The following is a 20813-nucleotide window of genomic DNA, read 5'->3' as shown; positions in this document are numbered from 1 at the left end:
GTCGCCGGTCAGGCCGGCGGCAGGGTGACGGTGACGACCAGCCCGCCGCCCGGACGGGGCTGCGCCTCGGCGATGCCACCGTGGGCGCGGGCCACCGCGCGGACGATGGACAACCCCAGCCCGAAGCCCCGCGCGCCGACGACCCGCTCCCGCGACAGCCGCCGGAACGGCTGGAACATCGTCTCCACGTCGTAGCCGGGAACGACCGGGCCGGTGTTGGTCACCGTGAGGGTGGGCCGACCCCCGACCAGCCCGGTACGCACCTCCACCCAGCCGTCGGCGGGCAGGTTGTGCCGCAACGCGTTCTCCACCAGGTTGAACGTGAGCCGCTCCAACAGCACCGGGTCGCCGCTCGTCGGCGCCGGGGCCAGCACCCGCCGTACCCGCACGCCGGGTGCCTGCCCGCCGGCCTGATCGGTGGTGTGCGCGCAGACCTCGGCCAGGTTGACCGGCGCACGCTCGGTCAGCTCGTTCTCCGAGTCGGCCAGGGTCAGCAGGCCGTCGATCAGCCGCTCGTGGCGTTCGTTGACCGCCAGCAGCGACTCACCCAGTCGCCGGGTCTCGGCCGAGGCGTCCGGGCGGGTGACCGCCAGCTCCACCAGGGCGCGGTTGAGCGCCAGCGGGGTACGCAGCTCGTGCGAGGCGTTCGCCACGAACCGGCGCTGCCCGTCGAAGGAGCGGTCCAGTCGTTCCAGCATCTCGTCGAACGTGTCGGCGAGTTCGCGTACCTCGTCGGGAGGGCCGGTCAGTGCGATGCGCTCGTGCAGACCACGGCCGGCGGTGTCCGCGCCGGCGATCCGGCGGGCCGTGCCGGTGATCTGGTGCAGTGGCTGCAACGCCCGGCCGGCGAGCAACCAGCCGAACGCGATCGCCACCGTCGACACCACTATCAACGCGATGCCGCCCTGGGTGAGCAGCGACTCCAACGCGTTGCGTTTCGCTTCGTCCTGCACCTCCTGCACCAGGGCGCGCAGGTTGTCGAGGTTCTGCCCGCTGGGCGTCGTGGGGGTGGTCCTCGGCAGGTCGCGCAGGCTCACCCCGAACGGCTGCGGCATCCGCTGATCCACCAGCACGTACGTGACGGCGAGCAGGACCACGCCGGCCAGCAGGAAGAGCCCGCCGTAGATGAGGGTGAGCCGGGCGCGGATCGTCAGGCGTTTCATCGGATCTGGTACCCCGCCCCGGGCACCGTCTCGATCACCGGCGGGTCGCCGAGTTTGCGGCGCAGCTTCATGACTGTCACCCGGACCACGTTCGTGAACGGGTCGATGTGCTCGTCCCAGGCGCGTTCCAGCAGGTCCTCGGCGGAGACCACCGCGCCGTCGGCACGCAGCAGCTCGGCCAGCACCGCGAACTCCTTGCGGGACAGCGCCACGTACCGGTCGTCCCGGCGTACCTCGTGTCGGGCCGGGTCGAGCTGGATGCCGGCGCGCCGTAGCGTCGGCGGCGCCGCCGGGCGAGACCGGCGGGTCAACGCGTGCACCCGGGCCGATAGCTCAACCAGGGCGAAGGGCTTGGTCAGGTAGTCGTCGGCGCCGAGCGCCAGCCCGGCCACCCGCTCCCGGACCGCCGCCGACGCGGTCAGCATCAGCACCCGGGTCTCCCCGCCCGCATCCACGATCGCCCGGCACACGTCGTCGCCGTGCACCACCGGCAGGTCCCGGTCCAGGACCACCACCGCGTACTCGTTGACGCCGAGCCGTTCCAACGCGGCGTCCCCGTCGTACGCCACGTCGACAGCGAACGACTCCCGGCGCAGCCACTCGGCGATGGCGTCCGCCAGCACGTTCTCGTCCTCGACCACCAGCACTCTCACCCCTCAATGGTGCTCGGGGCTCCGTAACGGCGGCATAACCGCCGACGGTAACGCCGGGGATACGCGCGCTGCCGTGCACTGGGTGCCACGTTCGGCGAACCGCGCCGGACCTGAGCGGAGGTGGACATCATGCGACGACATCTGCTTGCGATCCCCGTCCTGCTCGCCCTGGCGCTGTCCGGGTGCGGCGCGGGAGGTGACGACGGCGGCGGGGTCGCTACCGCCGGCGGGACGAAGGCCGACGCGACGGCGACCGGCACGCCGGTCAGTGACTCGGACCGGCAGCTCGCCTTCGCCAGGTGCATGCGGGAGAACGGGGTGGACCTGCCCGACCCGGAGGCGGGCGGCCGTCCCGGCTTCCGGTTCGGCGCTGACGTGGATCAGCAGAAGGTCCAGGCGGCCATGGAGAAGTGCCAGGACAAGCTGCCCAACGGCGGGCAGGGACCGCAGCTCAACCCCGAGCAGGCCGAGCGGATGCGCACGCTCGCCAAGTGCATGCGGGAGAACGGGGTGCCCGACTTCCCGGACCCGGACGCCGACGGACGGGTCCGGATCGGGGCGGGGGACAACGCGATCAACATCGGCGACCCGGCCATGAAGGCCGCGCTGGAGAAGTGCCGGCAGCACGCACCGCAGTTCGGGGGTGACCGGTGACGATCCGACGCTCGCGGCTGCGCGCCGCCGTCACCGGAGGCATCGTCCTGCTGGTCGCGGCGGTGGGCGTGGTCGCCGCGGTGGGCTTCGGCGGCGGTGCCGACGGCGGACGCGCCCAGGCCGGCAGCGCACCACCCGCCACCGCCACCGTCACCCGGCAGACCCTCGCCGACTCGGAGACCGCCGACGGTGAGCTGGGGTACGGCACCACGCGTACCGCCACGGCGAAGCTCAGCGGCACCGTCACCGCGCTGGCGGCGACCGGGTCGACGGTACGGCGGGGCAAGGCGCTCTACCGGGTCGACAACGAGGCGGTGGTGCTCCTCTACGGCGGGCTGCCCGCGTACCGGACCCTCGCCCCCGGGGTGGAGGGGGCCGACGTCGCGCAGTTCGAGCGGAACCTCGACGCACTGGGCTACACCGGTTTCACCGTCGACGACGAGTACACCGGCGCCACCGCGGACGCGGTCCGGCAGTGGCAGGAGGACCTGGGTCTGACCGAGACCGGTCGGGTCGAGCCAGGGCGAATCGTGTACGCCGGCCGGGAGGTCCGGGTGGACGGCCACCAGGCCGACGTCGGCGACCTGACACAGCCCGGCCAGGCGGTGCTGACCTACACCGGCACCAGCCGGGTTGTCACAGTCGAGTTGGACGTGGACGACCAGCGGCTGGCCAGGCGCGACGCGAAGGTCTCCGTGCGGCTGCCCGACGGCCAGACGGTGGCGGGCACGATCAGCACTGTCGAGACGGTCGTCCAGGCCGGTACGGCTGGTGCCAACGGACAGTCCGGCGACGCCGAGACGAAGATCGAGGTGACCGTCGCGGTGACCGATCCGAAGGCCCTCACCGGGTTCGACCGGGCCAGCGCGGACGTCACGTTCACCGTCTCGGAGCGCCGCGACGTGCTCACCGTGCCGGTGGCGGCGCTGTTGGCTCTGGCCGAGGGCGGCTACGGCGTCCAGGTCGCCGAGGGTGGCACGAGCCGGATCCTCGCGGTGACCACCGGGTTGTTCGCCGGCGGGCGGGTGGAGGTCACCGGCACGGGCCTCACCGAGGGCGCGACGGTGGTGGTGCCGACGTGAGCGGCGAGGTGATCGTGCTCGACCGGGTCAGCAAGCGGTATGCCGGCGGCGTCGTCGCCCTGGACGACGTGTCGCTGCGGATCGGCCACGGCGAGTTGGTAGCGATCGTCGGCCCGTCCGGGTCGGGAAAGTCGACGATGCTGCACCTGATCGGCACCCTGGACCGGCCGTCGTCGGGCAGCGTGCTCATCGACGGGTACGACGCGGCGAAGCTGACCGACCGGGAGCTGTCCGCGTTGCGGGCCACCCGGATCGGCTTCGTGTTCCAGCAGTTCCACCTCGCCCCGGGCGTTCCGGTGGTGGACAACGTCGCCGACGGGTTGCTCTACTCCGGCGTACCGCTGCGGCGGCGGCGCGACCGTGCGGAGGCCGCGCTGGTCCGGGTTGGCCTGGGCCACCGGTTGGGGCACCGGCCGCACGAACTCTCCGGCGGGGAACGGCAGCGGGTCGCCGTGGCCCGTGCGGTGGTCGGCGAGCCGGCGGTGCTGCTCGCCGACGAGCCGACCGGCAACCTGGACTCCCACTCCGGTGCCGAGGTGTTGGAGCTGCTGCACGACCTGCATCGGGCCGGGACCACCGTCGTGGTGATCACCCACGACCGGGAGATCGCGGCAAGCCTGCCCCGGCAGGTGCGGATGCGCGACGGCGCGGTCCGACACGACTCGGCCCGCACGTCGGACGGGGTCGGCTGATGGCGACGCTGACCCCGGCCCGCCTGGGACCGGCGGACGTGCTGCGCGTCGGCGGGGTGGGGCTGCGGACCCGTCCGCTGCGGGCGTTCCTCTCCGCGTTGGGCATCGCGATCGGCATCGCCGCGATGATCGCGGTGGTCGGCATCTCCTCGTCGTCCCGGGCCGAACTGGACCGGGCGCTCGACGCGCTCGGCACCAACCTGCTCACCGTCGAGCCGGGCAGCACCCTGTTTGGTGCGGACGCGCAACTGCCCGAGGAGTCAATCGCGATGATCGGGCGGATCGGCCCGGTGACCGAGGTGTCCGCGACCGGGCAGGTCTCCGACGCCAAGGTGTACCGCTCGGACCGGATCCCGGCGGCGGAGACCGGCGGCATCGCCACCCGGGCGGCAGGGCTGGATCTGCTCGGCACCGTCGGGGCCGAGGTGGCCACCGGCACCTGGCTCAACGAGGCGACCGCCCGCTACCCGGCGGTCGTGCTCGGCGCCACCGCGGCGCAGCGGCTCGGGATCACCGCGGCCGACCCGCAGGTGCAGGTGTGGCTGGGTGGACGCCCGTTCACCGTGGTCGGAACCCTCGCCGCCGCACCTCTCGCCCCGGAGCTGGACACCTCGGCGTTGATCGGCTGGTCGGCGGCGACCGAATACCTGGGCTTCGACGGCCACCCCACCATCGTCTACACGCGGGCCGAGGAGTCGCAGGTCGAGGCGGTCCGGTCGGTGCTCGGCGCGACCGCCAACCCGGAGGCGCCGAACGAGGTGGAGGTGTCCCGGCCCTCGGACGCGTTGGCCGCCGCCGAGGCGACCGACGACGCGTTCACCGGTCTGTTGCTGGGTCTGGGCGCGGTCGCCCTGCTGGTCGGTGGGGTCGGTGTGGCGAACACCATGGTGATCTCGGTGCTGGAACGCCGAGCCGAGATCGGCCTACGCCGGTCACTCGGGGCCACCCGTGGTCAGGTTCGGACCCAGTTCCTCGCCGAGTCGCTGCTGCTCTCCGCGCTCGGCGGGATCGGTGGGGTGGTGCTGGGCATCCTGGTCACCTCGGGATACGCGCTGTCGCAGCACTGGCCGACAGTGGTGCCGGCCTGGGCGATGCTCGGCGGGGTGGGTGCCACGCTGATCATCGGCGGCTTCGCCGGCCTCTACCCGGCCGTGCGCGCCGCTCGCCTCTCACCGACCGAGGCGCTGGCCGCCGTCTGACTTTCTGCGGCTGTGGCCCGGCGGCCTGATGCGAAAGAGCGTGATGACTCTGAGGCATCTTGATGCCACACAGTCATCACGCTCTTCGCGGTATTGCCGCCGGAACGGGTCAGGCGATGATCGTGTCGAGGGCGATCTCGACCATCTGGCTGAAGGTCTGCTCCCGCTCCTCGGAGGTGGTCTTCTCGCCGGTCTTGATGTGGTCGCTGACGGTCAACACGGTCAGCGCGCGGGCCTTGAACCGCGCGGCGATCGTGTAGAGCGCCGCCGACTCCATCTCCACGGCCAGCACGCCGTAGTCGGCGAGGGTGTCGTAGAGGTCCGGCCGGTCGGTGTAGAAGGCGTCCGCCGCCAGGATCGGCCCGACGTGCATGCTGATGCCGCGCCGCTCCGCCACCTCGACCGACGTCCGCAGCAGCCCGAAGTCGGCCACCGGGGCGTAGTCGATCAGCCCGTCGAAGCGCATCCGGTTCATGTTCGAGTCGGTGGACGACCCGATCGCCGCCACCACGTCCCGCAGTTGCAGGTCGGTGCTGAGGGCACCGCAGGAGCCGACCCGGATCAGCGTCTTCACGCCGTACTCGTTGATCAGCTCGTGGGCGTAGATGGAGGCCGACGGCATGCCCATGCCGGAGCCCTGGACGGAAACCTCGACGCCGTTCCAGCGGCCGGTGAAGCCCAGCATGCCCCGGACCGTCGAGTAGCAGGTGGCGCCCTCGAGGTAGGTCTCCGCGATCCACTTGGCCCGCAGGGGGTCACCCGGCATCAGGACCCGCTCGGCGATCTCGCCCGGCTTCGCGCCGATGTGCGTACTCATGGCAAAGATCCTGCCAGGCCGGCCCGGGCGATACCGGTTCGGCGTCGGAACCAGCGGTCCTGTACCCTCGTCGGCGGTGGCGTGTCCGAGCGGCCTAAGGAGCACGCCTCGAAAGCGTGTGAGGGTTAACGCCCTCCGAGGGTTCAAATCCCTCCGCCACCGCTCTGTAGTGCGGAAACGCCCGGTTCGACCCGCGAGGATCGAGTCGGGCGTTTCTTCGTCGGCCGGTAGCGCGGTGGTGGTGGGTCAGCAGGGGCCGACGCCGTCGTGGAAGAGGCGGCGGGCCCAGTCGGCGTACCCGGCGATGGTTTTCCGGACCGTGCGCCCGTCGTGGAGGAACAGGTACGCGCGGTCGCCGCTGCGGGCGAGCAGCCCGTCGAGGCGATGTGTCCCCTGTGGAGCGCGAAGTCGGCTGACCTGGGGGTAGCTGTCCCAGACCTGGTCGACGGGCGAGCCGACGGTGATGCCCTCCGGTGTCCGCATCGGGTCGCCGACCCAGAGCAGCACGAGTTTGTCGTCCATGAAGACCGGGCTGACGGTGTCGTGGCCGGCGAGCACCGGCCCGCAGGCGTCCAGGCTGGTACGCAGGATGCCGCGTCTGGTCAGCTCGTCCTCGGTGGCACCGAATTCGATGTTCCGTAGGCCGTTCAGGTCGATGATCTCCACGCTGCCGACGGGCCGACCGTCCGGGATCGGCCCGGTTGGTGGTACGCCGCTGCCGGCGATTGAGGCAGCAGTCATCAGCGTGGCGATAAACGCAAATTGTCGCAATTTCATGGAATCCCCCAGTCCCCAACGGAACGGGAGCATTCAGGTTGCTGCCAGTGGCCGGATTACTGATTTTCCCACTGCTCGACCAGCTCGTCCCAGTAGTCGGCGCTGAGCCGGCGCCGCCCGTGTGCCAACCAGCCGTCGGTGTTTCGCTCCAGGTGCAACCCCAGTTCGGCGAACGGGTCGATCCAGGTGCCGGGCTCGACGCCGAGCCGGGTCAGGGCCCCGTTGATCGGCCAGAGCGGGCGCGGCGCTTCCAACTCGTCGTCGAAGCACGGGCCCCAGGACAGCTCCCCGCCCAACCACACCGCCGCCGACTGGTAGCCGGCGCCGGCACCGAACTCCGCCTCCAGGTATGCCACCGGCCCCGACCGCGACCAGCGGCTCAGCACCTCGACCAGGGCCGTGGACAGCACCAGGCCGAACGGACGCTCGGCGCTCCGGTCGTCAGTCGCGAAATCCGGTAACGACCCGGTCAGTTCGATCACCAACTGTGGGGTGACCGGCAGCAACGCGAAGTCCTGACGCAGTTCGCCAAGGACGGCGTGGTCCAGCTCGGCGGTCTGCTCGCGGAGCAGTTCGGCGTCCGCGACCACCGCGCTGAGCTGGTAACTCATCAGTCCCCCGTCGTCCACAGGGTGTGGATAGAACATGTGTACGACGGCGGCGGGCTCCACCGGCCCCGGGACCGTACCCGCCGTCCGCGCTCACCCCCGAATCAGCCGGGGTGGTTCGTCATCGCACTGTCCGTTCGCCTCATTTCGATGGCCCGGTCGGCTGCCTATGGTTTCCTGGCGCCTGTCGAAACGGGGTCTCTGTGCAACGAAGCGCACCTCTCCTGGTTCTCCCCATCGTGCTGGCCGGCCTGGCGGTGAGTGCCCCCGCGCAGGCCGCGGACGGCGTCCAGACCATCACCCGGGGTGGCGTCGCGCTCAGCACCACAAGGTGTCCCTGCTGAAGGCGACGCCCCGGCACGTCCAGGTGGCCGGCTGACGTCACCGCGCAGACGACTCAGGGCCGGTCCCGTTGGGGCCGGCCCTGTCGTTCGTGCTGCTCAGGTGAGCGGAGGATACGAGATTCGAACTCGTGAGGGTGTAAACCCAACACGCTTTCCAAGCGTGCGCCCTAGGCCTCTAGGCGAATCCTCCGCGAGCCAGGATACAGGCCCGTGTCGGCCGGGCCACCCCACCACCCCCTGAAGATCGACGGGCGGTCGGGTAAGCTGGGCGTCACCTCCCGTGCGGCGGTATCTCGTGAACCTCCCCAGGGCCGGAAGGCAGCAAGGATAAGCGAGCTCTGCCGGGTGCACGGGAGGCCTTTTTGTCTGTGGGCTGGTTGATCCACTCGACATTCATGATGTCGCGGTGTCCCGGCCAGACGGACATCGCGGTTTCCAGGAAGCCGAGTCGATCAAGCGCGGCGGCCAGGAAGCCGAGTCGATCAAGTCCGTAGGCCCGGGCGCCGCGGCGGGGTGGGTGGTCACCCGCGCCCGACCGGCGCAGAATGGCTCGGTCGAGAGGAGGCGGGACGAGTGACGCTGGCGCTCTACCGCAAGTACCGGCCGCGTACCTTCGCTGAGGTTATCGGTCAGGAGCACGTGACCGAGCCGCTGTCGCAGGCGCTGCGCAGCGGACGGCTCAACCACGCCTACCTCTTCTCCGGCCCACGCGGCTGCGGCAAGACCTCCAGCGCCCGGATCCTGGCCCGGTCGCTCAACTGTGAGCAGGGCCCCACCCCGGAGCCGTGCGGCAAGTGTGAGTCCTGCCGCTCGCTGGCCACCGACGGTGCCGGCTCGATCGACGTGATCGAGATCGACGCGGCCAGCCACGGTGGTGTCGACGACGCCCGTGAGCTGCGCGAGCGCGCCTTCTTCGCGCCAGCCAGCAGCCGCTTCAAGATCTACGTCATCGACGAGGCGCACATGGTCTCGACCCAGGGCTTCAACGCCCTGCTCAAGCTGGTCGAGGAGCCTCCGGAGTACGTCAAGTTCATCTTCGCCACCACCGAGCCGGAGAAGGTCCTCGGCACGATCCGGTCGCGGACCCACCACTACCCGTTCCGGCTGATCCCGCCGAAGGTGCTCCGCCCGTACCTGGAGCAGCTCACCCAGGCCGAGGGCGTCGCCGTCGAGCCGGCGGTCTTCCCGCTGGTGGTCCGCGCCGGCGGCGGCAGCGCCCGGGACAGCCTCTCCGTGCTCGACCAGCTCATCGCCGGGGCCGGCCCGGAGGGGGTCACCTATGCCCGGGCCGCCGCGCTGCTCGGGGTCACCGACGCCGCGTTGATCGACGAGATGTGCGACGCGCTGGCCGCCGGGGACGGGGCCGCCGCGTACGCCACCGTCGACCGGGTCGCCGAGGCCGGGCACGACCCGCGCCGGTTCGCCTCCGACCTGCTGGAACGGCTGCGCGACCTGATCGTGATCCAGCAGGTGCCGGACGCCGCCGCGAAGGGCCTGATCGACGGTCCGGCCGACCAGATCGAGCGAATGGCCGCCCAGGCCTCGCAACTCGGCCCGGCCACGCTCTCCCGTTGCGCCGACATCGTGCACGACGGCCTGGTGGAGATGCGCGGCACCACAGCGCCCCGCCTGCTGCTGGAGCTGATCTGCGCGCGGATGCTGCTGCCCGGCGTCGACGACTCCACCGGCGGCCTCCTCCAGCGCCTGGAACGGATGGAACGCCGGCTCACCCTGGGCGGCACCGACGCGCCGTCGGCAGCCGCCGGCTCCGCGCCCGCCAACCACCCAGGGGTACGCCCACAGCCCGCCGCACCGGTCCCGGCTGCCGCCACCCCCGCGAACGCCCCGACCTCCGCCCCGCCGTGGGAGGTCGACCCGGCCGCGTCCCCGACCCGGGGCGCTGCGGCCCCGGGTGCTCCCGCGCCGGCCGCCGCGGCACCCGCCTTCGGCGCTTCGATGTCAAGCGCTCCCAGCCCGGGTGCTCCGACCTCCGGTGCGCCGGCCTCGTACGTGTCGACGGCCGACTCGCCGATCCCGGCGTCTCCGGGCGCGTCGACCGGCTCGGCCGCCGCTGACCCGACCGTCCCCGTCTCGCCCGCCGGGCCGGCCCCGCGTCGCGTGGTGCCACCGTCGGCGGTGCTTCCCGACCCGGCCACGCCCGCGCCGCCCCGTCCGGGGGCACCGGCCCCCGCGCTGGACGCGGTCGCGGTGCGCCGCGTCTGGCCCGACGTGGTCGGCAAGGTCAACCGGACCAACAAGCGGATCGCCGCCCTGATGCGGGACGCGGTGGTCCGTGAACTCGACGGCGACATGCTGGTCCTGACGGTGAAGTCCACAGTGCTGGCCAAGATGATGGCCGACCACGCGGCGGTACTCACCGACGCGCTCTACGAGGAGTTGGGCGGGCGCTGGCAGATCCGGTGTGAGGTGGCCGGCGAGCGCGGCGGCGCGTCGCTGTCCGGCCCTCCGCGCTCGCAACCCGCCGCCCCGGCCCGCTCCGCAGCCCCGCCCGCCGCGACCCCGACGGCCGGCCCGACGAGCGCGCCGCCAGCCGTTCCGAACTCGAACGCCCCTGGCTCGCCCTCCGCGCCGGGCTCGAACCCTGCCTCTGGCTTCAACCCTGCGCCGGGCTCGAACTCCGCGTCAGGCTTCGACCCTGCGTCAGGGTCGAACGCTGCGCCGGGCTCCAGCCACGCGCCGGGCTTCGACCCTGCGTCAGGCCCCGACGCTGCGCCTGGCTCGAACTCCGGGCCAGGCGTCGGCGCAACGGCTGGCACGAACGCGCCAGGTGCGAACGTCGCCGGGCCAGGGGGGACCCCGACACCCAACGCCCCGACCGGCGCTGCCGGCCCGACGAGTGGGCCGCGCACGGCGGTGAACCCGACCGGCGCTGCCGGCCCGGCTTCGCGGGGCGGTGTCGGCGCGGGTAGCGGTGGTCACGGTGCGGGTCGACAGGGTGCGGTGCCGTCCACCCCGGCGGCGGACGACGAGGGCGACTGGCCGGAGGCGGCCCGACCCGGCGGCGGTGCGCCCGTCGCCGAGGCGACGGATGACGAGGACTGGCCGGAGGCCGCCCGACCCGGCGGCGCGTCGGCCGGCAGCGGATCGAGCCCGGACGCCTCCCAGCCCGCATCGGCGTCGACCGGCGCGTACGGCGGGGGCGCGAACGGCAGCGGCACCAACGGCGGCGCGGTGACCGGCAGCGGCACCAACGGCACCGGCACCAACGGCACCAACGGCGGCGGCGGTGCGAACGGTGCCGGACCCGGCGGTTCGGGTGGTCCCGGGGCGGCGGCCGGTGGCGGTAGGCCGGGCGGGCGGGGTAACCCGGCCCCGGTGGCCCGGCAGCCGGCGACAGCCGGTGGTGCCCCGGTGAGCAGCGCCATCGCCGCGGCTCGCGCGGCGGCGGCGGGGCGCGGTGCGCGTACCGGAGCGGCGGCCCGGCCCATCGCGGACGCCGAATGGGCCGGCGAGCCGCCCTACGACCCGGACTTCGATGGTCCGACGCGAGCCGGCCGGCCCGGCGGCGCGGCACCGGCGGCGACCCCGGTCTATGAGGGGTTCGACCCGGGCGACGAGCCGTTGGACGAGATCATCGACGAGAAGACCGCGCGGGAGTCGAGCGAGGAGCAGGCGGTACGGCTGCTCCGGGAAACCTTCGGCGCCGAGAAGATCAACGAAGTCGACGCCCGCTAGCCCTCGCCTCGCCCTCAGCTCCCCGATCTTGCAGTTTCAGTAGTCGAAATGGGCAGAATGCCCTCCGATGTCGGCGCGGAAAGTGCAAGATCGCGCAGGGGAGGGGGTTCGGCCAGCGAGACTCCCAGGCAGCAGGCCCAGAGGGGGAAGGGTAGGACGGCTATTCGTTCCATGCCGCCTACCCCGATTCCCAGGCCCTGCTGGGCGGCGAACAATGCCGTCCCGACCAGCGCGATGAGCCCTGCGGTGAGGGTGAGTCGTCGGTACCGGCCGAGCGTCGTGCCGCTCGGGGCGAAGCCGGCGAGGAGCAGACCGACGTTGCCCAGACCCATGATCAGGAATGCGCCGAGAACGTGCAGGTTCTCGTTGACGTCGGCCGGGTAGCCGGCCGCTAGGGCGTATCCGCCGGCGGCCAGCAACAGGAGGGTCTGAGCCGACCGCACCACCGGGCCGCGGCCGAGGATCCGCCAGGTCAGCAGGAGCCCGACGGCGAGCAGTACGGCGGTGGCCACTGTCGCGGTGTTCATCAGCGGATGCCACGGCGAGCAGACGTAGCGGGGGCGGGTGGTGTCCCAGCTGCCGCAGTGGACGTTGCCGAGGTCGCTGATGTTGTGGGTGGCCCAGCTGTAGGTCGGCTCGCGCCAGCGCAGCCCGGTGACCAGACTGGCGACGAGGAAGACGGGCGTGGCCGCCAGCCAGCACAGCGCGCCGACCCGGCCGGTACGGGTGAGGTTCATACCCCGAAGCAGACCAGTGCGGCGGCTGTGGGCGCACTACCACCAGATGGCCGGTTCGGGGTAGGGGTAGCCGTACCCGGAGCGCCCGGCGTGGGCGGACGCACCGGGCGGGGCGAGGTCGGTCCCAGCGGATAGGCTGAGCGGCGGTCGAGCAGACGAGTGCGAGAAGGAGCCATCCCGTGCGCCCAGGTGGACAGCCGAACATGCAGCAGATGCTGAAGCAGGCGCAGAAGATGCAGCAGCAGATCGCCGCCGCGCAGGCCGAGCTGGCCGAGGCCGAGCTGACCGGCACCGCCGGTGGCGGGCTGGTCACCGCGACCGTCTCCGGCTCCGGTGAGCTGAAGGCCATCAAGATCGACCCGAAGGCCGTCGACCCGGAGGACGTGGAGACGCTGGAGGATCTGGTCATCGCGGCCGTGCACAACGCCGCCGAGGCGGCCCGGGAGCTGACCGAGCGCAAGATGGGCCCGGTCGCCGGCGGCATGGGCGGCCTCGGCCTGCCCGGTTTCTGAGCCGGCAGATGTACGAAGGTGCCATCCAGGATCTGATCGACGAACTGGGTCGGCTGCCGGGCGTGGGTCCGAAGAGCGCTCAGCGGATCGCGTTCCACGTTCTCTCGGCGGATCCGGCCGACGTCAACCGGCTGGCCGGCGCGCTGCGCAAGGTCAAGGAGCTGGTCCGGTTCTGCACTACCTGCTACAACGTGGCCGAGTCCGAGCAGTGCCGGATCTGCCGCGACCCGCGCCGCACCGACGAGGTGCTGTGCGTGGTGGAGGAGCCCAAGGACGTGGTGGCCATCGAGCGGACTGGTGAGTTCCGCGGTCGCTACCACGTGCTGGGCGGTGCGATCAATCCGCTGGAGGGGATCGGCCCGGACAATCTGCGCATCCGGGAGCTGATGATCCGGCTCGGTGGCGGCGGGGTGCGGGAGCTGATCCTGGCCACGGACCCGAACACCGAGGGCGAGGCGACAGCGACCTACCTGGCGTTGATGGTGAAGCCGATGGGCATCTCGGTGACCCGGCTGGCCAGCGGGCTGCCGGTCGGCGGCGATCTGGAGTACGCCGACGAGATCACCCTCGGTCGGGCCTTCGAGGGGCGTCGCGCGGTCTGACCCCCTGGCGTACGACCGGTGGCCGGCACCCGGGTGGGTGCCGGCCACCGCTGTGTCCCTGCCCGGAAATGATCTGACACCTGTGCCCTCATCGGGGCTGTTCGACGTAACAGTTTGGCATCGCGGGTGCTGATTGATCGGTTTTGGCCGCCGTTTACCTACGAATCGAATGTCAAGCGGCGGTTGAGGCACGATCCGATACCAACAGTCCACCCGGCTGTTTCCGGCTGGTCGCATCGGGAGCTATGGTCACCGCCATCGGTGACCCCTGTCACCACGTTGTCCGTACCCCCAAGGACGAGGTGAAGCACACATGCGTGCACCCAGGCCGAAGGTCGCGATCGCGGCCGTCGCGGTCGCGGCCCTCGCGGTAGCAGGCTGCGCCGAGAGCAACCGCGACGACAAATCCGGTGGAAGCAAGAAGGACACCCTCGTCTTCGGCGTCGCCGGAGACCCGAAGGTGCTCGACCCGAGCTTCGCCAGCGACGGTGAGTCGCTGCGTGTGGCGCGTCAGGTCTTCGAGACCCTGGTCCGGCCGGAGGAGGGTGGCACGAAGGTCACCCCCGGCCTGGCCGAGTCCTGGACCCCGGACGCCGCCGGCACCACCTGGACCTTCAAGCTCCGCTCGGGCGTGAAGTTCCACGACGGCACCGACTTCAACGCCGAGGCCGTCTGCGTCAACTTCAACCGCTGGTACAACGCCAAGGGCCTCATGCAGAGCCCGGACGTCACGGCGTACTGGCAGGACGTCATGGGCGGCTTCGCCAACAACGAGAACGCGGACCTTCCGCCGAGCCTCTTCAAGTCGTGCACCGCCAAGGACGCGACCACTGTGGACCTCTCGTTCACCCGGGTCTCCAGCAAGATCCCGGCCGCGCTGATGCTCCCCTCGTTCTCCATCCACAGCCCGAAGGCGCTGCAGGAGTTCGACGCCAGCAACGTCGCGGGCAGCGCCGAGGACATCAAGTACCCGGCGTACGCGACGGAGCACCCGACCGGCACCGGCCCGTTCAAGTTCAAGGCCTGGGACGTCGCGAACAAGACGCTGACCCTGGAGCGCAACGAGGACTACTCGGGCCCCAAGGCCAAGCTGAAGACCCTCATCTTCAAGACGATCTCGGACGAGAACGCCCGCAAGCAGGCGCTGCGCTCCGGTGACATCCAGGGCTACGACCTGGTTGGCCCGGCCGACGTCGAGCCGCTGAAGTCCGAGGGCTTCAACATGCTCACCCGCCCGGCGTTCAACGTGCTCTACCTGGCGATCAACCAGAAGGGCAACCCGAAGCTCGCCGACCTCCGGGTCCGGCAGGCCATCGCGTACGCCCTGAACCGTGAGCAGCTGGTCACCTCCAAGCTGCCGCCGGGCGCCAAGGTCGCCGACAACTTCATGCCGGACACCGTCGAGGGCTGGAACGGCGACGTTCCGAAGTACACCTACGACCCGGCCAAGGCGAAGGCGCTGCTGGCCGAGGCGGGCGCGTCGAACCTGACCCTGAAGTTCCACTACCCGACCGAGGTCACCCGGCCGTACATGCCGAACCCGAAGGACATCTTCGAGTTGCTCTCGGCGGACCTGAAGGCCGTTGGCATCACCGTCGAGGCGATCCCGCTGAAGTGGAGCCCGGACTACCTGAACGCCACCACCTCGGGTAGCAAGCACGACATCCACTTCCTGGGCTGGACCGGTGACTACGGCGACGCCTACAACTTCATCGGCACCTTCTTCGACCGGCCGAAGGACGAGTGGGGCTTCAACAACAAGGCCCTGTTCGACCAGTTCAAGGACGCGGACACCACCGCGGACATCGCGGCCCGTACCGAGAAGTACAAGGCCCTGAACAAGTCCGTGATGGAGTTCCTGCCCGGTGTGCCGATCTCGCACTCGCCGCCGGCGATCGTGTTCGGCAAGGACGTGACCGGCGTCAAGGCGAGCCCGCTCACCGACGAGCGTTTCGCCACCGCCGAGTTCAAGTAAGTCCTGATCTGACGCAGCAAGGAACGCGGGCGGGCGCTGTCGCACAGCGCCCGCCCGCAACCCTCCGCACCCCTTCGAGGCCGCCGTGTTCCGGTTCATCGTCAGGCGCCTGCTTCAGCTGATACCCACGCTGTTCGGGCTCTCCCTCCTGCTCTTCATCTGGCTCCGCCGTCTCCCCGGCGGCCCCGAGACCGCCATCCTCGGCGAGCGCGGCACCCCCGAGATGCGGGCCGCGATTCGCCGCAACATGGGGCTCGACGAGCCCATCCTGGTGCAGTACGGCCGCTTCGTACGGCGGATGATCAAGCTCGATCTGGGCACCTCGACCTCCACCAAGCGGGCGGTCACCACGGAGTTCATCGAGCGCTTTCCCGGCACCGTCGAGCTGACCATCACCGCGATGATCATTGCGATCGGTGTCGGCATCCCGCTGGGCTACCTGGCCGCCCGTCGTCGCGGCCGCTTCCTGGACCACGCGTCTGTGGGCGGCTCGCTGATCGGCATCTGCATCCCGGTCTTCTTCCTGGGCTACGTGCTCAAAGCGATCTTCTCGGAGAACCTGCACTGGTTCCCGTCCAGCGGCCGGCAGGACCCGACGCTCGGGGCGACCCGGGTGACCAACTTCTTCGTCCTCGACGGGTTGATGACCCGGGAGTGGGACGCCGCAGCCGACGCCCTCTGGCATCTGGTGCTGCCCGCCATCGCGCTGGCCAGCATCCCGCTGGCGATCATCGTCCGGATCACCCGGGCGAGCGTGCTCGAGGTGCTCAACGAGGACTTCGTACGCACCGCCGAGGCGAAGGGCCTGACCGAGCAGACGGTCCGTCGCCGGCACGTCCTGCGCAACGCCATGCTGCCGGTGGCCACCTCGATCGGTCTGCTCGCGGGCGGCCTGCTCTCCGGCGCCGTGCTGACCGAGACCGTCTTCGCCTTCAGTGGCATCGGAGCGTTCGTCGCCGAGGCCATCGGCCAGCGCGACTATCCGGTGCTGATGGGCTTCATTCTGATCATCGCGGTGGTGTACGTGCTGGTGAACCTCCTGGTTGATCTCTCCTACAGCTTCATCGACCCGAGGGTGAGGGTGCGATGACCCTCAGCCCGGGCAAGAAGCGCGAAAAGATCGACCGGCTCTCCGAACTGGCCGCCCGCGACGACGAGCGGGGTGTCAGCCTCTGGCAGGAGGCGTTCCGGCGGCTGCGCGGCAACCCGGCCGCGATCGTCGGCGCGGTCATCCTGGCGCTCTTCGTGTTGGTAGCGGTGCTCGGCCCGTTCCTCGTGCCGTACGCGCCGACGGACACGATCGGTATCCGGGAAGGGCTGATCAAGCCGGGTGTCATCCCCGGGCCCGACGGCGATCACTGGTTCGGTTACGACCACCAGGGCCGTGACGAGTTCAGCCGCATGATCGTGGGAGCCCGTCAGACCCTGCTGGTCGGTGTGGTCTCCACCCTGATCGGTCTGGCCATCGGCGCGCTGATCGGTGGCATCTCCGGTGCCGCGGCCGGTCTCGGCGGCCGGTGGGGGCGGTGGGTCGACACCACCCTGATGCGCTTCATCGACATGCTGCTGGCGATGCCGAGCCTGCTGCTGGCGGTGAGCATCGCCGCCCTGCTCGGGGCCAGCCTGACCACTGTGATGATCGCTGTCGGTGTGGTCTCGGTGCCGGTGTTCGCCCGGCTGCTGCGCGGCTCGATGATCTCGCAGGCCAACAGCGACTACGTGCTGGCGGCCACCTCGCTCGGCGTCAAGAAGTCGAAGATCGCGCTGACCCACGTGGTGCCGAACTCGCTCGCCCCGGTGATCGTGCAGGCCACCCTGACCCTGGCCACCGCGATCATCGAGGCTGCGGCGTTGTCGTTCCTCGGTCTGGGTAACCCGGACACCGCCGTACCGGAGTGGGGGGTCATGCTCGCCGACGCGCAGCAGTACCTCGGCATCCGGCCGTCGCTGGCGATCTACCCGGCGGTCGCGATCATCATCACCGCGCTCGGCTTCACCCTGCTGGGTGAGGCGATGCGTGAGGCCCTCGACCCGAAGCTGCGGAAGTAGGCCCCTGATGGCACTGCTCGAAGTTGAAGATCTCGCCGTCACGTTCGCCCGCCGCGGTCAGCGGGCCGTGCACGCTGTCGACGGGGTGTCCTTTTCGGTCGACGCCGGTGAGGTGGTCGGCCTGGTCGGTGAGTCCGGCTGCGGCAAGAGCGTCACCTCGCTCGCGATCATGGGTCTGTTGCCCAAGCAGCCGGGCCTGCGGGTCGGCGGCAAGGCCGTCTTCGACGGCACCGACCTGCTCCAGCTCGACGACCGGTCGCGGCGGGACATCCGGGGCCGGGACATCGCGATGATCTTCCAGGATCCGCTCTCCTCGCTGAACCCGGTGATCCCGATCGGGTTGCAGGTGACCGAGGTGCTCACCCGGCACCGGGGGATGAAGGGTGAGACCGCGGCGAAGGAGGCGGCGGCGCTGCTCGACCGGGTCGGCATCCCCGACCCGAAGCGGCGGCTGAAGGAGTACCCGCACCAGCTCTCCGGTGGGATGCGCCAGCGTGCGCTCATCGCGATGGCGGTGGCCTGCCAGCCGCGGCTGCTGATCGCCGACGAGCCGACCACCGCGCTCGACGTCACCATCCAGGCCCAGATCCTGGAGCTGCTGAAGGAACTGGTCCGGGACTCCGGCACCGCGCTGTTGATGATCACGCACGATCTGGGCGTGGTGGCCGGCATGTGCGACACCGTGAACGTGCTCTACGGCGGCCGGGTGGTGGAGACGGCCCGCCGACGCCCGCTGTTCCGCCAGCCGCGTCACCCGTACACGGTGGGTCTGCTCGGTTCGGTGCCGCGCCTGGACGCCGGGCGGGGCGAGAAGCTCAACCCGATCCCCGGTTCGGTCCGCGACCTGCTGCCCTGGCCGGACGGTTGTGCCTTCGCCCCGCGCTGCTCCCGACGGATCGACGAGTGCGTGGGCGAGCCGCCGGAGCTGGTGCAGGCGTACGACGGACGTAGCTACCGGTGCGTGAACCCGGAGCCGGTGCCCGGCACGGTGCCCGCCCCGCGCGAGGAGGAATCAGCGTGAGCGAGCGTAGCGAGCGAACCGAGAACGACGTCCTCGTCGAGGTGCGCGATCTGAAGGTGCACTTCCCGATCAAACGGGGGGTGCTCTTCGACCGGGTGGTCGGCCAGGTGAAGGCCGTCGACGGGGTCGACCTGAGCATCGCGCGGGGCAAGACGTACGGCCTGGTGGGTGAGTCCGGCTGCGGCAAGTCCACGTTGGGCCGGGCGCTGCTCCAGCTCACCCCGCCGACCGCCGGTGAGGTCAGCTTCGACGGTGTCGAGTTGACCACGCTGCCGCCCGGCAAGCTGCGCGGCATGCGTCGCCGGATGCAGATGATCTTCCAGGACCCGATGTCCAGTCTCGACCCCCGGCAGAACGTCGAGTCGATCCTGACCGAGGGCCTGCAGACCCACGGGATCGGCGCCGACCGCACCGACCGTCGGCGGATCATCGGCGAGACCCTGGACGCGGTCGGGCTGCCGCGCTGGGCGCTGTCCCGTTACCCGCACGAGTTCTCCGGCGGGCAGCGGCAGCGCATCGGCATCGCCCGCGCGCTGGTCCTCGGGCCGGAGCTGATCGTCGCCGACGAGCCGGTCTCGGCGCTCGACGTGTCGATCCAGGCCCAGGTGGTCAACCTGCTGGACGAACTCCAGGACAGCCTGGGGCTGACCTACCTGGTGATCGCGCACGACCTCGCGGTGGTCCGGCACATCTCCGACACGGTCGGCGTCATGTACCTGGGGGCGTTGGTCGAGGAGGCGCCGAGCGACCGGCTCTACAACGAGCCGCTGCACCCGTACACGCGGGCGCTGATGTCCGCGGTGCCGGTGCCGGACCCGGACGTGGAGGACCGCCGGGAGCGGATCCTGCTCGCCGGTGACCTGCCGTCGCCGGCCAACCCGCCGTCCGGCTGCCGCTTCCACACGCGCTGCCCGTGGGCGCAGCCCACCCGCTGCGCCGACGAGCGACCGGTGTTGCGGGAGATCGGTGGCAGCCGGGTGGCGTGTCACTTCGCCGAGCAGATCGCCAGTGGCGAACTGCGTCCGCACGGGGTCAGCGCGCAGATCGTCCGGCCCGAGGGCGAGGGGGACGCGCCGGGCGTGGTCTCCGCGCCCACCGAGCCCGGTTCGTACGTCTGAGCCGCAGGACGCGGTGCCGGCGGTCGTCAGCCCTCGGGGCGGTTCAGCAGCCCCACCGCGACGCCGTGCACCGCGTCCAGCCCGGCCGGGTCGGCCAGCGTGACCGACGTGCCGGTCACCGCGTACCACTCGTCCGCGTCCTTGTACTGCACCCGCACCGTGACCTTGCCGTCCGCGTACTCGGTGCGCAGCGTCAGGTCCCCGGTGACGACGCCGACCTCGTCGGTCATCACGCCGCCCGGGCCGGGCACGATGTCGGTGGTGCGGCTCTGCGGGCCGGCCGCGCCGCCGGAATCCGCGACCATGCCGGCACCTGGCACGGCGGCGGGAGTCTCGGCGGTGCCGTCGGCGGTCATGCCGGCGGCGGACGGGACGCCCTCCCCGGCGGCGGTCACGATTCGCTCCCCACTCAACAGCCCTCCAACATGTCGGTCAGTGCGGCCTTCTCGGCGCTGGTCACCGTCAGTCGCCAGTAGTGCTTGACCGTCACCCAGTCCTGGGCGTATTTGCACCAGTACGATCGGTTTGCCGGCTTCCACTGGGACGGGTCCTGGTCACCCTTTGCCCGGTTCGACGAGGCGGAAACCGCGAACAGCTGCGGACGGGTGGTGTCGTTGGCGAAGTCGCCGCGCTTCGCGTTGTCCCACTCGTCGGCACCCGAGCGCCACGCGTTGGCCAACGGCACCATGTGATCGATGTCCACGTCGGAGGGATCCGAGAAGCTGCGACCGTCGTACACGCTCTCCCAGCGCCCACCGACCACGTTGCAGCCGGAGAGCTTCACGTCCTTGCCGTCGCGCTGGAGGATGCTGTCCCGGACGTCGCAGTTCTTGCCGGTGTCCCGCCAGTGCGGGAAGCGGTCCCGGCTGTAGCCCTTCATCGAGCCGGCGGTGGCGACGGTGAGCTCGCTCAACTGCTCCACCGCGTTGCCGCCGTCACTCGGCGGCGGGGTGGCCGGCTCATCCGGCGGGACGCAACCGGCCACGCCGAGCGCCAGCGCCGCGGCAAGCGCAGCCACCGCCGCTCGCGGTCCTGATCTGGTACGCACAGACGACACCTCTCCAGCTTGGGGGCTCCCGGCGATTGCGCACAGTACCCGGGAACGGTTTCGGCG

The 20813-nt window shown here is 71.0% G+C and carries 20 protein-coding genes, 2 tRNA genes and 1 other RNA gene; 14 read left to right on the top strand and 9 right to left on the bottom strand.

All coding sequences use genetic code 11. The annotated features are described in order from the left end of the window. Nucleotides 1-8 precede the first annotated feature (8 nt). Nucleotides 9-1163 carry a cell wall metabolism sensor histidine kinase WalK gene (locus KBX26_RS06215; RefSeq protein WP_210864906.1) on the bottom strand — a complete coding sequence of 385 codons (1155 nt, stop codon included), beginning with the start codon at nt 1161-1163 and terminating at the stop codon, nt 9-11. Beyond that, a complete protein-coding gene (locus tag KBX26_RS06210; RefSeq protein ID WP_030328157.1) occupies nt 1160-1816 on the bottom strand; it encodes a response regulator transcription factor in 657 nt (218 codons plus the stop codon). Before KBX26_RS06210 ends, KBX26_RS06215 begins: the two co-directional genes overlap by 4 nt. A 129-nt stretch (nt 1817-1945) precedes the next feature. On the opposite strand from KBX26_RS06210, the gene KBX26_RS06205 reads away from it, so the two are divergent. The 4 genes from KBX26_RS06205 to KBX26_RS06190 are packed head-to-tail and all read left to right on the top strand — an operon-like array spanning nt 1946 to nt 5443. Then, nucleotides 1946-2470: a hypothetical protein gene (locus KBX26_RS06205; protein ID WP_030328154.1), complete on the top strand. Its 525-nt coding sequence runs from the start codon at nt 1946-1948 to the stop codon at nt 2468-2470. Next, nucleotides 2467-3552 carry an efflux RND transporter periplasmic adaptor subunit gene (locus tag KBX26_RS06200; protein ID WP_030328152.1) on the top strand — a complete coding sequence of 362 codons (1086 nt, stop codon included), beginning with the start codon at nt 2467-2469 and terminating at the stop codon, nt 3550-3552. Before KBX26_RS06205 ends, KBX26_RS06200 begins: the two co-directional genes overlap by 4 nt. 8 nt (nt 3553-3560) lie before the next feature. Beyond that, nucleotides 3561-4244 (top strand): ABC transporter ATP-binding protein, encoded by a 684-nt coding sequence (locus KBX26_RS06195; protein WP_209444469.1) that lies wholly within the window; start codon nt 3561-3563, stop codon nt 4242-4244. Further along, nucleotides 4244-5443 carry an ABC transporter permease gene (locus tag KBX26_RS06190; protein ID WP_030328149.1) on the top strand — a complete coding sequence of 400 codons (1200 nt, stop codon included), beginning with the start codon at nt 4244-4246 and terminating at the stop codon, nt 5441-5443. The genes KBX26_RS06195 and KBX26_RS06190 overlap by 1 nt, the downstream gene beginning before the upstream one ends. Nucleotides 5444-5552: 109 nt before the next feature. Here the strand turns inward: KBX26_RS06190 and deoD are convergent, their stop codons facing one another. After that, on the bottom strand, nt 5553-6260 hold the full coding sequence (gene deoD, locus KBX26_RS06185; RefSeq protein ID WP_030328147.1) for a purine-nucleoside phosphorylase: 708 nt from the start codon (nt 6258-6260) through the stop codon (nt 5553-5555). Between the two features lie 75 nt (nt 6261-6335). Between deoD and KBX26_RS06180 the strand changes: the two genes are divergently transcribed. Next, nucleotides 6336-6422, top strand: a tRNA-Ser gene (locus tag KBX26_RS06180). Between the two features lie 84 nt (nt 6423-6506). Here the strand turns inward: KBX26_RS06180 and KBX26_RS06175 are convergent. The 3 genes from KBX26_RS06175 to KBX26_RS06165 all read right to left on the bottom strand — a co-directional run bounded on the left by KBX26_RS06175 (nt 6507) and on the right by KBX26_RS06165 (nt 8179). Next, nucleotides 6507-7001, bottom strand: coding sequence for a hypothetical protein (locus KBX26_RS06175; RefSeq protein ID WP_030328144.1), 495 nt, complete (start codon nt 6999-7001; stop codon nt 6507-6509). Nucleotides 7002-7093: 92 nt separating this feature from the next. Next, nucleotides 7094-7648: a hypothetical protein gene (locus KBX26_RS06170; RefSeq protein ID WP_210861644.1), complete on the bottom strand. Its 555-nt coding sequence runs from the start codon at nt 7646-7648 to the stop codon at nt 7094-7096. A 446-nt stretch (nt 7649-8094) separates the two neighbouring features. Further along, nucleotides 8095-8179, bottom strand: a tRNA-Ser gene (locus KBX26_RS06165). An 82-nt stretch (nt 8180-8261) separates the two neighbouring features. Between KBX26_RS06165 and ffs the strand changes: the two genes are divergently transcribed. Both ffs and KBX26_RS06155 read left to right on the top strand, forming a co-directional pair. Next, an RNA gene (ffs, locus tag KBX26_RS06160) (signal recognition particle sRNA small type) lies at nt 8262-8351 on the top strand. A 211-nt stretch (nt 8352-8562) separates the two neighbouring features. Then, entirely contained in the window at nt 8563-11685 is a 3123-nt protein-coding gene (locus KBX26_RS06155; protein ID WP_210864905.1) for a DNA polymerase III subunit gamma and tau, read from the top strand. 14 nt (nt 11686-11699) lie between these two features. Here KBX26_RS06155 and KBX26_RS06150 read toward each other — a convergent pair whose 3' ends face one another. Then, complete coding sequence (locus tag KBX26_RS06150) at nt 11700-12422, bottom strand: DUF998 domain-containing protein (RefSeq protein ID WP_051708127.1); 723 nt, start codon at nt 12420-12422, stop codon at nt 11700-11702. Nucleotides 12423-12625: 203 nt separating this feature from the next. Between KBX26_RS06150 and KBX26_RS06145 the strand changes: the two genes are divergently transcribed. From KBX26_RS06145 to KBX26_RS06115, 7 genes are all read left to right on the top strand, one after another. After that, a complete protein-coding gene (locus tag KBX26_RS06145; protein WP_030328137.1) occupies nt 12626-12934 on the top strand; it encodes a YbaB/EbfC family nucleoid-associated protein in 309 nt (102 codons plus the stop codon). A gap of 8 nt (nt 12935-12942) precedes the next feature. Next, complete coding sequence (recR, locus tag KBX26_RS06140; protein ID WP_030328135.1) at nt 12943-13536, top strand: recombination mediator RecR; 594 nt, start codon at nt 12943-12945, stop codon at nt 13534-13536. A gap of 313 nt (nt 13537-13849) precedes the next feature. After that, a complete protein-coding gene (locus KBX26_RS06135) occupies nt 13850-15511 on the top strand; it encodes an ABC transporter substrate-binding protein (protein ID WP_030328133.1) in 1662 nt (553 codons plus the stop codon). Between the two features lie 85 nt (nt 15512-15596). Further along, on the top strand, nt 15597-16601 hold the full coding sequence (locus KBX26_RS06130) for an ABC transporter permease (protein ID WP_030328131.1): 1005 nt from the start codon (nt 15597-15599) through the stop codon (nt 16599-16601). Beyond that, nucleotides 16598-17560, top strand: a complete 963-nt coding sequence (locus KBX26_RS06125; RefSeq protein WP_030328130.1) for an ABC transporter permease — start codon at nt 16598-16600, stop codon at nt 17558-17560. Before KBX26_RS06130 ends, KBX26_RS06125 begins: the two co-directional genes overlap by 4 nt. A 7-nt stretch (nt 17561-17567) precedes the next feature. Then, nucleotides 17568-18581, top strand: coding sequence for an ABC transporter ATP-binding protein (locus KBX26_RS06120; RefSeq protein WP_030328128.1), 1014 nt, complete (start codon nt 17568-17570; stop codon nt 18579-18581). Further along, entirely contained in the window at nt 18578-19699 is a 1122-nt protein-coding gene (locus tag KBX26_RS06115; protein WP_030328126.1) for an ABC transporter ATP-binding protein, read from the top strand. Before KBX26_RS06120 ends, KBX26_RS06115 begins: the two co-directional genes overlap by 4 nt. Nucleotides 19700-19725: 26 nt before the next feature. Here KBX26_RS06115 and KBX26_RS06110 read toward each other — a convergent pair whose 3' ends face one another. Both KBX26_RS06110 and KBX26_RS06105 read right to left on the bottom strand, forming a co-directional pair. Beyond that, complete coding sequence (locus tag KBX26_RS06110) at nt 19726-20115, bottom strand: hypothetical protein (protein WP_210859008.1); 390 nt, start codon at nt 20113-20115, stop codon at nt 19726-19728. Continuing rightward, complete coding sequence (locus tag KBX26_RS06105; protein WP_210859005.1) at nt 20109-20747, bottom strand: HNH endonuclease family protein; 639 nt, start codon at nt 20745-20747, stop codon at nt 20109-20111. The genes KBX26_RS06110 and KBX26_RS06105 overlap by 7 nt, the downstream gene beginning before the upstream one ends. Between the last annotated feature and the right edge of the window lie 66 nt (nt 20748-20813).

It is taken from the genome of Micromonospora sp. C97, from assembly GCF_018070385.1.
GTDB classification, from domain to species: domain Bacteria; phylum Actinomycetota; class Actinomycetes; order Mycobacteriales; family Micromonosporaceae; genus Micromonospora; species Micromonospora parva.
The sequence above is the reverse complement of the archived record's forward strand: the minus strand, read 5'-3'. Positions and strand labels throughout refer to the sequence as shown.

Coding starts and splice junctions, on each gene's coding strand:
- KBX26_RS06215 (WP_210864906.1), bottom strand. CDS start 1,163: ATGAAACGCCTGACGATCCGCGCCCGGCTCACCCTCATCTACGGCGGG.
- KBX26_RS06205 (WP_030328154.1), top strand. CDS start 1,946: ATGCGACGACATCTGCTTGCGATCCCCGTCCTGCTCGCCCTGGCGCTG.
- KBX26_RS06190 (WP_030328149.1), top strand. CDS start 4,244: ATGGCGACGCTGACCCCGGCCCGCCTGGGACCGGCGGACGTGCTGCGC.
- deoD (WP_030328147.1), bottom strand. CDS start 6,260: ATGAGTACGCACATCGGCGCGAAGCCGGGCGAGATCGCCGAGCGGGTC.
- KBX26_RS06175 (WP_030328144.1), bottom strand. CDS start 7,001: ATGACTGCTGCCTCAATCGCCGGCAGCGGCGTACCACCAACCGGGCCG.
- KBX26_RS06170 (WP_210861644.1), bottom strand. CDS start 7,648: ATGAGTTACCAGCTCAGCGCGGTGGTCGCGGACGCCGAACTGCTCCGC.
- KBX26_RS06150 (WP_051708127.1), bottom strand. CDS start 12,422: ATGAACCTCACCCGTACCGGCCGGGTCGGCGCGCTGTGCTGGCTGGCG.
- KBX26_RS06145 (WP_030328137.1), top strand. CDS start 12,626: ATGCAGCAGATGCTGAAGCAGGCGCAGAAGATGCAGCAGCAGATCGCC.
- recR (WP_030328135.1), top strand. CDS start 12,943: ATGTACGAAGGTGCCATCCAGGATCTGATCGACGAACTGGGTCGGCTG.
- KBX26_RS06135 (WP_030328133.1), top strand. CDS start 13,850: ATGCGTGCACCCAGGCCGAAGGTCGCGATCGCGGCCGTCGCGGTCGCG.
- KBX26_RS06125 (WP_030328130.1), top strand. CDS start 16,598: ATGACCCTCAGCCCGGGCAAGAAGCGCGAAAAGATCGACCGGCTCTCC.
- KBX26_RS06120 (WP_030328128.1), top strand. CDS start 17,568: ATGGCACTGCTCGAAGTTGAAGATCTCGCCGTCACGTTCGCCCGCCGC.